The following is a 12,630-nucleotide window of genomic DNA, read 5'->3' as shown; positions in this document are numbered from 1 at the left end:
TTTTTTCACCCACATGGCGGGCAGAGGCCCCTTGCTCCCGCCCGTTGCGGGCGCGGGGCCAGCGCTTGTGCGACAGGGCGCCCGTCGGCATAGTTGCGGTTATGCCGGGAAACTTCGTTTTATCTCAGAGCCTGTCTCGAAATGCGCGAAAGAGCGCATTTCGAAAGGCCGCACCGGCCCACACCCCCACCCGACCGCCCATCAGGATACCATGTCTGGGCGGTCGGGTGGGGGTGTGGGCCAGTGCGGATGCGCCAAAGGCGCATTTCGAGACAAACTCTCAGCCGGATGTGGGGGACAGTCGATGGACAGACGGGCATTTCTGGGGCGGACGATCGGCGGCCTGGGCGCAGTCACGCTCGCAACCGCCGCACGGGCGGTCGCTCCCTTCGATCCTTTCGCCGGAATCGAGCCGATCCGCGCGACCCCCGATCGCATTTTCCGCACGACCGTCTGCCTGCGCCCCTTTCGCGCCGCAGGACCACGCATCGAGGTTGAGGAGGTCGGACGCAAGCGGGTCGTCCATAATTATGGTCATGGCGGCAGCGGCTGGTCGCTAAGCTGGGGGTCGGCCGACATCGCGGTGGGCATGGCATTGGCCGACGGCATCCGCGACGTGGCGGTGATCGGCGCGGGTGCGCTGGGCATCACCGCCGCGCTCACCGCGCAGCGGGCCGGTGCAAACGTCACCATCTATGCCAAGGAGCAATTCCCCCAGGTCCGCTCTGCCCGCGCCACGGGCACCTGGTCGCCCGACAGCCGCGTCGCGATGCAGAAGGCCGTCGATCCCGGCTTCGGCGCCCGATGGGAAGCGATGGCGCGCGCCTCCTTCAATATATACCAAAGCTATCTCGGCCTGCCGGGCGATCCGGTCGAATGGACCGACCGCTATATCCTGTCCGACACGCCGTTCGGCGAGGGCCGCCGACCGGCTGCGACGACGGTGGAACGGCCCGACGAGTTTCTCCACCTGGAAAGCCGGCTGCGCGACATCATGCCGCGATCGGTCGACATGGCGCCCGGCACGCATCCCTTCCGCCCCGCCTTTGTCCGCCGCAACAGTTCGCTGACCTTCAATGTCGCCGACCTGGCGCATCAACTGACCAATGATTTCCTGATTGCCGGTGGCCGCATCGTGCCGATGGAGTTTCACCAACCCGGTGAGCTTGCCCGCCTCAAGCAGAAGGCGATCATCAACTGCACCGGCTATGGTGCGCGGGCGCTATGGCGCGACGAGAGCATCGTGCCCGTGCGCGGGCAGATCGCATGGCTGATCCCGCAGGCCGGGGCGACCTACGGCATCTATTACGGGGCGCTGTCCATGCTCGCACGTCGCGACGGCATCGTCGTCCAGGAGGTCGGACAGGACGAATGGTTCGGCTATGGCGACGCCAACGAAGACGTCGACCATGAAGCCGCCGCCGCATCCGTACAGAAACTGGCGCAATTCTGGGCCTGATCGTCCGGAAGTCATGAGAAGAACAAGAAGCGACGGCGATAGTCGGCCGCTGCCCTGTTCCCCCTGCCCCTCAACCGCTGTTGCGCAGCGCCGTCGCGATGGCGTTGATCGACAGTTCGATCCCTTCCTTGATGCGCGGATCATCCTCACCGGCGCGGTGGCGTTTCAGCAATTCCACCTGGAGCAGGTTCAGCGGCTCGATATAGGGCAGGCGCAGGCGGATCGAGGTTTCGAGGCTTGGACTTTTTTCCAGCAACCGCGACTGGCCGGTGACGGCGAGCAGGCCATCATGGGCCAGCCCCCAGCCTTCGCGGATGCGGCCGAAGAAGCTCTCGGCCTGCCCCTGATCCTCGACCAGCGGCAGATATTGCGCGGCGATGCCCAGGTCCGACTTGGCCAGCACCATTTCCAGATTGGCGAGCGCAGACTTGAGGAACGACCAGCTCTGCGCCATGTCGGCCAGCAGCGCCTTGTCCTCGAACGCCGCCAATGCATGGCCCACGCCATACCAGCCCGGCAGCATCACGCGCGCCTGCGCCCAACTGAACACCCAGGGGATGGCGCGCAGATCCTCGATCGCGCTGCTCTTGGTGCGGCTGGCCGGGCGCGAACCGATCTTGAGGCCGGAAATTTCCTGGATCGGGGTCAACTGACGAAAGAAATCCTTGAACCCCTCCGTGTCGTAGACCAGGTCGCGATAAGCGGCGAAGGCGTTTTTCGACAGTTCGTCCATGGCGCCGGCGAAACGGGCGGCATCATGTTGCGAAATGCCCTCCGGCTCCAGGCTGGCGAGCAGGGTGGCGCTGGTCATCGCCTCCAGGTTCGTCATGGCGACGTCGCGCGTGCCGAACTTGGCGGCGATCACCTCGCCCTGTTCGGTGATGCGGATGCGGCCCTGCACGCTGCCCTTGGGCTGGGCCTGGATCGCCGCGAAGGCGGACCCGCCCCCGCGCCCGACCGCGCCGCCCCGGCCGTGGAAAAGCTGCATCGATGCACCCGCCTTGGCAAAGACCGGCTCCAGCGCCTGGCTCGCCTTGTACAGGCCCCAGGTGGAGGTGATGTAGCCGCCATCCTTGTTGCTGTCCGAATAGCCGATCATCACTTCCTGATGGCCCCGCGCCTGCACCACATCCGCGATTTCGGGCAGACCGAAATAGGCGGTCATGATCGACGGCGCGGCCTCCAGATCGGCGATGGTCTCGAACAGCGGGATCGCCATGATCGCAGCCTGGGGCGGCGCACCGTCCGCGCCCGCGCGCCACAGGCCCGCTTCCTTGAGCAGGATGTTGACCTCCAGCATATCGGACACGCTTTCGGCCTTGGAGATGATATAATGGGTGATGCATTGCGGACCGTAGACGCGATGCGCTTCGGCGGCGGCATGGACGATCGCCAGTTCCGACGCCGTCTCTTCCGAATAGTCGGAAAAGCGCGACCCCAGCGGCCGGTTGTTTGCCAGTTCCCGGCGCAGCAGGGCGATGCGCGCATATTCGTCGAGGGCGAGATAGTCCGCCTCCACCCCGGCTTGCCGCAGCAGTTCGGCGACGACCCGCTCATGCACGGCGCTGTTCTGCCGCATGTCGAGCGTGGCGAGGTGGAAGCCGAAGGTTTCGACTGCCCGGATCAGGCGGCCGAGCGCGCCGCCGGTCGCCAATGCGCCGTCGCCCTCGCTGGCGAGGCCCTGCGCGACCGTCACCAGGTCGCGGCGCAATTCCTGCGGCGCGCCATAGGCTTCGCCCTTCAGGCTGGAGGGCCGCGCCGGCTGCGCGCCGGTCAACGCGACGCAGGTGGCCGCGAGCCGGGCGTAGATGCCCGAAATCGCGCGGCGATAGGGTTCATCCTTGCGGCTGGGCGAAGCGTCCCCGCTCGCTTCGGCCAGGTCCAGCACCGCCTGCGGCACATGGGCCAGTTCGGTCGAAAGCGACAGTTCCGCGCCCAGCGCATGGACGCCGTCCATGTAGAAGGCGAGTGCCGCTTCGCAACCGCGTCCAAGCGCCGAGCGCAGTTGCGCCGCCTGGACGAAGGGATTGCCGTCGCGATCACCGCCGATCCAGTTGCCCACACGCAGGAAGCTTTGCGGCCGCGCGCCCAGCACCCGTTCCCAGCGGGCATAGAGGGCGGGCAGCACCGGCAGGAAGATGTCGCGAAAATAGGTCAGGACATTGTCGATTTCGTCCTGAACGAACAATTTTTCCCGCCGCAACGGGCGCGTCTGCCAGAGCAGGGCGATCTGGCGAAAGATCGCCTCGTCCAGATTCTCGCCATCGTCGGTCTCGGTCCGGCCCGCATCCTTGATGTGCATCAGGTCCGCGATGCGGTTCTTGTGGTCGATCATGCTCTTGCGCCGCACCTCGGTCGGGTGGGCGGTGAGCACCGGGACGATCAGCGAATGGGCCAGCAGGTCGAGCACAGCATCCTTGCCAATGCCATGCGATTCGAGCCGTTCCAGCACCGAGGCGACGTCCGCCCCCGGCTCGGCCGCCACGCCCTGCCGGTCCTCGGCCAGGTTGGCGAGCATCGAGAAGAGCATGAAGCCGCGCGTGAAATTGAGCGTGTCGTCCAGGGTGAGCGCGGCAAGCCCCGTATCGGTGACGTCCGCCCCCTGGATGCCCCGCGCCCGATCGACCGAGGCGGACCGGATATATTCGGTCTGCTTGTAGAGTTTCTCCCCCCCATAGGCGCGAATGACGTCACCCAGCAGGCGGCCCAGATAACGGATGTCGGGATTCTGCGTGATGGCAGGGGATGCGGGGGTGGATAACAGAGTCGCCATAGGCGGCCGATGCTGCATCGCAACACCGAGATGGTCAAGGAAATCCGCCCTTCACCGCATGGTTCGCGTAAAGCGGGTTGCGCCCATGCCACAGGCTGGGCCAAAGACGCAGTCGTGACCGCCAGCATCAGCATAGGAACCGACAGCAACGGCAATGCCGTTCTGGTCGACGTGGAGGAATTGCTCGCCACCCGTCTGCTCGTCCAGGGCAATTCAGGGTCGGGCAAATCGCATCTGTTGCGCCGCCTGCTGGAGGAAAGCGCACCGATGGTGCAGCAGGTGGTGATCGACCCGGAGGGCGATTTCGTCACGCTGGCCGACGAATATGGCCATGTGGTGATCGACGCGGGCGACTATAATGAGCGCGAGATCGTCAAGATGGCGGCGCGCATCCGCGAACATCGCGCGTCGGTGGTGCTGAGCCTGGAATCGCTGGAACTGGAAGCGCAGATGAAATGCGCCGCGACCTTCCTGTCGACCCTGTTCGATGCGCCGCGCGACCAATGGTATCCCGCTTTGGTGGTGGTGGACGAGGCGCAGATGTTCGCGCCCGTCTCCGCAGGCGATGTGTCGGACGAAGCGCGCCGCCTGTCCCTCGCCGCCATGACCAACCTGATGTGCCGCGGGCGCAAGCGCGGTCTGGCGGGCGTGATCGCCACCCAGCGGCTCGCCAAGCTCGCCAAGAATGTCGCGGCCGAGGCGTCCAACTTCCTGATGGGGCGCACCTTTCTGGATATCGACATGGCCCGCGCGGCCGACCTGCTGGGCATGGAGCGGCGGCAGGCCGAGCAGATCCGCGATCTGGAGCGCGGCCGCTTCCTGGGCCTTGGCCCCGCGATCGCGCGCCGCCCGGTGGCGGTGAAGATCGGCGCGGTCAAGACCGGCACGCGCGGCGGCACCCACAAGCTGATGCCGCCCCCAGTCACGACCGGCGAGGATTTTCAGGAACTGCTCTTCGCCAATGTCGAGGAAGAAGCGCTGCCCCCTCCCCCGCCCCGCGCCGATCCGCCGCCGCGCGCCGCAGAGGAGATCATGCGCGCGCTGGCCGATGTGCCGTCGGCAAAGCCCGCCGCGCCGGAACTGGACTTCGGCCAGAATGAGCCGATCGTCATCGCCGTGCTGGAGGATATCGTCGCCGATCTGGGCGAGGCCGCGCCCAGCGTGTCGGCCCTCTTCCAGGATTTCGGCGTACGTTGCCGGATGAAGGGCCTGAAGCGCTCGCCGCTCGACCTGCCCGCCTTCCGCAAGCGCTTCGCCATGGCGCAGGCGGGCATGGCCGACGCCGACGACCCGCGCTGGCAGGATGCGATCAAAGCCGCCGATCCGGTGCCGGAGGATATGCTCGCTCCCTTCCTGCTGATCGCGCGCGCGGCGCTGGATGGGCAGCCCTGCCCCGACGACACGGCTCTGGCGCGCGCCTATGGCACCAGTTCGCCGGGGCGGGTGCGACGGCTGATCGACTATATGGAAAAGCTGGGCGTCATCGTCGCGCGCACCGATTTTTCGGGCAAGCGATCGATCGGCGTGCCGGGCCTGGGCCTGTCCACAGCGGCGGCGGACGGATGAGCGATCCTGCCATCCTCTTCGTCTGCCTCGGCAATATCTGCCGTTCGCCCTTGGCCGAAGCGGCGCTGCGGGCGGAGGCGGCGAAGGCAGGGCTGGACCTGATCGTCGATTCGGCCGGCACGGGCGACTGGCATGTCGGCAGCCCGCCCGACACCCGCGCGCAGGCCGTCGCCCTGCGGCAGGGGATCGACATTTCGGGCTATCGCGGACGGCAGGTGACGGCGGAGGATTTCCGCCGCTTCACTCATGTCTTCGCACTGGATGCGGACAATCTGCGTAACCTGAAACGCATCCGCCCTTCGGACGGTAGGGCGCGCCTGCAATTGCTGATGGACCTGGTGCCGGGGCGCGAGGGCAGCGGCGTCACCGATCCCTATTTCGGCGACGATGCCGGGTTCGATATCACCTGGGACGATGTGACGCGGGCGGCCAGGGCGATCGTGGCGCAACTGGCACGCTGAAGTCATTTCATTCTAACATGTGAACCACTGCGCCGCTTTTTGGGATTGTGGTTGACCGCTTGCCTGAACTCCGTCAAACTGGCCTGACCAGATCAGGAGAGGGCAGGGCATGGGAAACGGGCATGACCGGTGGAAGTCGGGCGGTGCGCTCATCGGGCTGGCTCTGCTGACAATGGCTGCGGACCTGTCCATGTCGGTGTCCGCTTTTGCCCATGACGCCTCCCGCGCCGTAGCCTCTCCCCGCCGCACCTATAATCTCAATCCCGGCTGGCTGAGCACCACCGGCGACCAGGCCGGGGCGCAGCAGCCGGACTTCGACGATCGTAGCTGGCACCCGGTGACTTTGCCCAACGCCTTCAACGAGACGGAGGCCTTCGGCCGCGACATCAAGCAACTATCGACCGGCATCACCTGGTATCGCAAGCGCGTCACCCTGCCGCGCGGCGCGCCACGGGGCAAGGCGCTGCTGGAGTTTGAGGGCGTACGGCAGGCCGCCGAAATCTGGGTCAACGGCCGGTCGGTGGCCTTGTCGGAAAATGGCGTCATGGCCTTTGGCGCGGACATCACGGCGGCGCTGCGGCCGGGCGGGAATGTCATTGCGGTGCGGGTCGACAATGACTGGAAATATAAGGAACGCGCCTCTGGCAGCGGCTTCCAGTGGAACAACGACAATTTCAACGTCAACTATGGCGGCATCACCAAGAATGTCCGGCTGCACCTGACCGGCCCGGTCTACCAGACGCTGCCGCTCTTTTCCGGACTGGGCACCACGGGCCAATATGTCTGGGCCGACGGTTTCGACCTGCACGGGCGCAGCGCCACCATCCATGCCGAAACCCAGGTCCGCAACGAAAGCGACCACGCGCGCCGCCTGACCGTCCGCGTGGAGATACGCGATCCGTCGGGCAAGCGCGTCGCCCGCTATGACAGCGCCGAAACGCAGGTCGCGCCGGGCGAAACCGCAACCCTCTCCGCCGCGCAGACGGTCGGCGACCTGCATTATTGGAGCTGGGGCTATGGCTATCTCTACACCGTGACCACCAGCCTGGTCGAAGCGGGCAGGGTGATCGACAGCATCGACACCAGGACCGGCTTTCGCCAGACGCGCTTCGGCAACGGCATGGTCGAACTCAACGGCCGGGCCATCCAGGTTCATGGCTATGCCCAGCGCACGTCCAACGAATGGCCTGCGGTCGGCGTGTCGATCCCGCCCTGGATCAGCGATTTTTCCAACGCGCTGATGGTCGAGAGCGGCGGCAATCTGGTGCGCTGGATGCATGTGACGCCGTCCAGGCAGGATATCGAATCGGCTGATCGCGTGGGACTGATGCAGGCCATGCCGGCGGGCGACGCGGAAAGCGACACCAGCGGCCGGCGCTGGGAGCAGCGCAAGGAAGTGATGCGCGACGCGATCATCTACAACCGCAACAACCCCTCCATCCTCTTCTATGAAGGGGGCAACGAGAATATCAGCGAAGCGCATATGGCCGAGTTGAAGGCCATTCGCGACCACTATGACCCGCATGGCGGCCGGGCGATCGGGTCGCGCGAGATGCTGGACAGCAAGATCGCCGAATATGGCGGCGAGATGCTCTACATCAACAAGAGCGCGAAGCATCCGATGTGGGCGATGGAATATTCGCGGGACGAGGGCGCCCGGCTCTATCAGGACGACTATAGCCCGCCCTTCCACAAGGATGCGCCCGACTATAACCGCAATCAGGACAGCCACGCGATCGAGGATGTGCGGCGCTGGAACGATTATTACCGGATGCGGCCGGGCACGGGGACGCGGGTCAGTTCGGGTGGGGTCAACATCATCTTCAGCGACTCCAATACCCATTATCGCGGCGACAATAATTACCGCCGCTCGGGCGAGGTCGACGCGGTGCGCATCCCCAAACAGGGCTTCTTCGCGCATAGGGTGATGTGGAGCGACTGGGTCGACAGCATCACGCCCGCCACCCACATTATCGGCCATTGGACCTATGCGCCCGGCACGCGCAAGGATGTGACGGTCGTGTCCAATGGCGAGGCGGTCGAACTGTTCCTCAATGGCCATTCGCTGGGCCAGGGCGAACGCAGCGACAGCTTCCTCTTCCGCTGGAAGGATGTGGCGTTCGCGCCGGGAACGCTGCGCGCGGTGGCGACCCGCAAGGATGGTCGCGCGTCGGAATATAGGCTCGAAACCACAGGCCCCGTCGTGGCGCTGAAACTGACGCCGCACGTCTCGCCGCGCGGTTTCGTCATGGACGGGGCGGACATCGCGCTGGTCGATGTCGAGGCCGTCGATGTGCAGGGGCGGCGCGTGCCGATCGACAATCGCCCATTGCACTTCACGCTGAACGGTCCGGCGCAGTGGCGCGGTGGCATCGCCCAGGGCGATTCCACCGGCAAGCGGCGCGCGGGCGAAACCGTCGGCGAGGCCGTTGTGACCAAGGCTCATGCAGTCGACGGCACGACCAGCTACGCCGGCACGGCGCGCGATGAAGATAACTATATCCTGTCGCGGGATCTGCCGCTGGAAGGCGGGATCAACCGCATATTGCTGCGCGCCGGGACGAAAGCCGGGGCGGTCGACCTAACCGTGACCGCACCGGGTCTGCCCCCCGCCCGCCTGTCGATCGCGGGCAAGGCGGTGAAGCCAGCGACGGGCGGCCTGTCCGACGATTTCCCCGAAGATCATCAGCCAGGATCGCTGGTGCGCGGGCCGACTCCGGCGGGGCCGTCCTTCCAGCCGCATCGCACCAGCCATATGCCGCAGCAGACCAGCGCAGGCTCCGGGCAGGCAGAGGCGAACCAGTCGTTCGACGATAATGAGCTGACCCGCTGGTCGAGCGACGGCCGGCCGGACACCGCATGGATCGACTATCGCTTTGCCCAGCCGGTCGAACTCAATGCGGTCGACCTCAAGCTGGTGGGATGGCGTTCGCGCGCCTATCCGCTGGATATCAGCATCGACGGCAAGAGCGTCTGGCACGGCACAACCGACCGGTCGCTGGGCTATGTGACGCTGGACTTTCCCGCAACCACCGGCCGGACCCTGCGCATCCGCCAGACCGGCCCGGTGGCGGATCGGGACGCATTCGGCAAGGTGGTGGAGCTTAACAATGCCAAGGCCGCGGGCGACACCGGGGCCGACGCCGTGCCGCCGGGCTGGCATCTGGGCATTGTCGAGGCGGAGTTCCACGGGCCGGTGCGTTGACCCTTTTTTGGTAAGGCCCTATCATCAATCCGGTAAAACCAAAGGAATGGCCATGACCCCGCGCGGACAGGAACGGCTCTATCAGGATCTGGCGCGCGCGCTGCTGGAGGAACTTGCGGCCGGTCGCTACCCCGTTGGTGCGCGGCTGCCGGCCGAACGCGAACTGGCGCAGCAGCATGGCGTCAGCCGCCCCACCGTGCGTGAAGCGATCATCGCGCTGGAAGTCCAGGGGCTGGTGGAGGTGCGGATCGGGTCGGGCGCCTATGTGGTCCGCCTGCCGGGCAAGGAAGATGTGCCCGGCTTCAACATCTCCGCCATCGAATTGACCGAAGCGCGACTGTTGTTCGAAGGGGAGGCCGCAGCGCTGGCCGCCACCCAGATCACCGACGCGGAACTGGTCGAGATCGAGGCGCTGGTCGCCAAGATCGCCCGTGAGAACCAGGACCCGGCCGGATCGGTCCAGGCGGATCGTGCCTTTCACCTCGCGATTGCGCGCGCGACGCGCAACCAGGCGGTCTATGAGGCGGTCGAGCAGCTCTGGCGGCTGCGCGACAGTTCGCCCGAAGCCTCCCTGCTCCACCAGAAGGCGCGGACGGCCAATATCAAGCCGGTGGTCGATGAACATAGCGCCGTGCTGCAAGGGTTGAAGGACCGGGACCCGGCCACCGCACGCACGGCAATGCGGGCGCATCTGTCGGCGGTCCTCGAAAGCCTGCTGTTCGCCACCGAGGAAAAAGCGGTCGAGGAAGCCCGCCGCGCAGTCCAGGCCAAACGCGACCGGACCGCCCGCGTCACGGCCTGATTCAGAGCGTCACGCCGCGCTTCCAGATAGCGATGTCGCGCTCGCCATTGCTTTCGTTGCGCGCCGGTTCACCCGAAGCGATGGCGCAGATACGGGCCATCAGCGCGTCGGCGGCCGCATCCAGACCTTCGTCCAGCACCTGCGCCGCATCGAAGTCGATCCATCCGGGCTTGCGCGCGGCCAGGTCATGATTGGTCGCCAGCTTGAGCGTCGGCACCGGGCTGCCAAGGGGGGTGCCCCGGCCAGTGGAGAAAAGGGTGACGGTCGCACCAGCGGCAGCGAGTGCGGTGGTCGACACCGCATCATTGCCCGGCGCTTCCAGCAGCGACAGGCCCGGACGGCGCAGCCGCTCGCCATAGGCCAGCACGTCGGTCAGGGTCGCATGGCCGCCCTTCTGCACCGCGCCCAGCGACTTTTCCTCCAGCGTGGTGATGCCGCCCGCAACATTGCCGGGGCTGGGATTTTCGGAGATCGGCTCGCCATGATCGATGAAATAGCGTTTGAAGCGGTTCACCAGCGCGACCAGTTCCTCGAACACCACATGGTCCGAAGCCCGCTGCATCAGCAGCCGTTCGGCGCCGAAAATTTCGGGTATTTCGGTCAGGATCGCCTGGCCGCCCGCCGCCGTCACCATGTCCGCGATGCGGCCGATCAGCGGATTGGCGGTCAGGCCGGACAGCCCATCCGATCCCCCGCATTTGAGGCCGATCCGCATGGCGCTCAAATCCACCGTTTCGCGCTGGTCGCGCGACGCAATCGCCACCAACTCGTCGATCGCCCCGGCCGCCGCTTCATATTCGTCGGCGCTGATCTGCGCACCGACCGTGCGGATGCGATCACGCCGCGCCACCGGCACGCGATCCACCAGCGCACCGAGCTGATTCTCCTCGCAGCCCAGCCCCATCAGCAGCACGCCACCGGCATTGGGGCTGCTGGCCAGCGCGGCGAGCAGGCGTGCCGTGCCATCCAGATCGTCGCCAAGCTGCGAACAGCCCAGCGGGTGCGGGAAGGCCAGGATATCATCGACCCGGCCGGCATGGCGACCGGCGGCGCGCTGCGCCACCCGCTCGGCGGTGCGGGCGACGCAGCCGACGGTCGGGATCACCCATATTTCGTTGCGCGTGCCGACCGATCCGTCGGCCCGGCGATATCCCTCGAACCGCCATTCGCCCGGCGCAGGCTGCACGCGCGGAGCAAGCGGCGCATAATCATAAGGCTCCTCGGCCTTGAGATTGGTGACGAGGTTATGGCTGTGGACATGATGACCGGCGGGGATGTCCTGCGTGGCGGTGCCGATCGGCCAGCCATAGCGGTTGACCGGCTCACCCGCCGCAATCGCCCGGAGCGCGACCTTGTGCCCACGCCCGATCGGTTCCGCGATGCGCAGCGCCATGCCGCCGACCTGCACCGTCTCCCCTGCCTCCAGCGCGCGCAGGGCGACCGCCACCTGATCCTCCGGGGCGATCTGCACGGCGTCGGGCAGCGCCGGCCCTGTCATCGAACTTGTCATCGAAAGCATATCCATGATCGCCGAATAGCATTCGTGCCACCGATGGCACAAGGGGTAGGAGGGTGGGGGGCAGGGATCGCGATCAGGCCGGCAGGATGAACTCGATCGGCACGGTAAACTCGATCCGTTCGCCGGGCAGTTCGGCAGGCGCGCGCGGATAGGGCGAGGCGCGCCGCATCATCGCTGCCGCCTCTTCGTCCAGCACTGCATTGCCCGATCCCTGAACAATCGTCCCCTCCAGCAACAGGCCGGCGCGATCGAGGACGAAGCGCACCTGCACCCGCCCCTCCTCCCGCCGCATCCGGGCGCGGCGCGGGTAGATTTTATGGGCATAGAGCCAGGAACGTATCTTGGTGGCATAGCTGCGGCTGGTGCCGGACGGCGCCTTGACGTCCAGCCCATCCGCAACGCCGCGCCGTGCTGTGGCCGCAGCGGCGGAAGACGTTGCCGCAACCGCCGATGGCCGGGCCGATAGCGTGGACGTTGCCGCCTGGCTGGCGGCCGGAGCCGCCGGCTGGATCGGCGTGGACAGCGCGATACGGGACGGCACGGCCACGATCGGAGGGGCCATAGGCACAACGACCGACGGCGATGGCGGGGGCGGTGGTTCGACGGGCGGCGGCGGGACGGTGGCAGCGGCCGACGCACTGGGCGCCGCTGCCTCCGCCCTCTCCTGACCCTGCTCCACCCCCTTGAGCAGGGCCAGCGACAGGACCGTCAGCGCCGGTGATTCGGTGCGCCGGCTGACATGTCCCATCCCCAGATTGAGCAGCGCCGCGATCAGCAGCCCGTTGACCAGCAGCGAAGCCGCCGCCGGTCCACCGATGCGGAAAGGGTGCGCCGCCCGTGCCATG

8 protein-coding genes are annotated in these 12,630 nt (G+C 66.6%); 5 read left to right on the top strand and 3 right to left on the bottom strand.

Going from position 1 to position 12,630, the window contains the following annotated elements:
- Positions 1 to 304 precede the first annotated feature (304 nt).
- Positions 305 to 1,459, top strand: a complete 1,155-nt coding sequence (locus tag MOK15_RS12895) for an FAD-dependent oxidoreductase (RefSeq protein ID WP_242931980.1) — start codon at positions 305 to 307, stop codon at positions 1,457 to 1,459.
- A gap of 70 nt (positions 1,460 to 1,529) precedes the next feature.
- Here MOK15_RS12895 and ppc read toward each other — a convergent pair whose 3' ends face one another.
- Positions 1,530 to 4,232, bottom strand: coding sequence for a phosphoenolpyruvate carboxylase (ppc, locus tag MOK15_RS12890; RefSeq protein ID WP_242931979.1), 2,703 nt, complete (start codon positions 4,230 to 4,232; stop codon positions 1,530 to 1,532).
- Between the two features lie 114 nt (positions 4,233 to 4,346).
- Here ppc and MOK15_RS12885 point away from each other — a divergent pair, with 114 nt between their 5' ends.
- From MOK15_RS12885 to MOK15_RS12870, 4 genes are all read left to right on the top strand, one after another.
- Entirely contained in the window at positions 4,347 to 5,798 is a 1,452-nt protein-coding gene (locus MOK15_RS12885; protein WP_242932747.1) for an ATP-binding protein, read from the top strand.
- Complete coding sequence (locus tag MOK15_RS12880; protein ID WP_242931978.1) at positions 5,795 to 6,259, top strand: low molecular weight protein-tyrosine-phosphatase; 465 nt, start codon at positions 5,795 to 5,797, stop codon at positions 6,257 to 6,259. The genes MOK15_RS12885 and MOK15_RS12880 overlap by 4 nt, the downstream gene beginning before the upstream one ends.
- Before the next feature lie 109 nt (positions 6,260 to 6,368).
- Positions 6,369 to 9,464: a DUF4982 domain-containing protein gene (locus MOK15_RS12875; protein WP_242931977.1), complete on the top strand. Its 3,096-nt coding sequence runs from the start codon at positions 6,369 to 6,371 to the stop codon at positions 9,462 to 9,464.
- Between the two features lie 46 nt (positions 9,465 to 9,510).
- Positions 9,511 to 10,266 (top strand): FadR/GntR family transcriptional regulator, encoded by a 756-nt coding sequence (locus MOK15_RS12870; RefSeq protein WP_242931976.1) that lies wholly within the window; start codon positions 9,511 to 9,513, stop codon positions 10,264 to 10,266.
- Position 10,267: 1 nt separating this feature from the next.
- Here the strand turns inward: MOK15_RS12870 and MOK15_RS12865 are convergent, their stop codons facing one another.
- Both MOK15_RS12865 and MOK15_RS12860 read right to left on the bottom strand, forming a co-directional pair.
- Positions 10,268 to 11,776 carry an altronate dehydratase family protein gene (locus MOK15_RS12865; protein WP_242931975.1) on the bottom strand — a complete coding sequence of 503 codons (1,509 nt, stop codon included), beginning with the start codon at positions 11,774 to 11,776 and terminating at the stop codon, positions 10,268 to 10,270.
- An 82-nt stretch (positions 11,777 to 11,858) separates the two neighbouring features.
- Positions 11,859 to 12,629, bottom strand: coding sequence for an energy transducer TonB (locus MOK15_RS12860; RefSeq protein ID WP_242931974.1), 771 nt, complete (start codon positions 12,627 to 12,629; stop codon positions 11,859 to 11,861).
- Position 12,630 lies beyond the last annotated feature (1 nt).

Source organism: Sphingobium sp. BYY-5 (assembly GCF_022758885.1).
In the GTDB taxonomy this organism is placed as follows: domain Bacteria; phylum Pseudomonadota; class Alphaproteobacteria; order Sphingomonadales; family Sphingomonadaceae; genus Sphingobium.
This window is presented reverse-complemented; position numbering and strand designations above follow the sequence as displayed.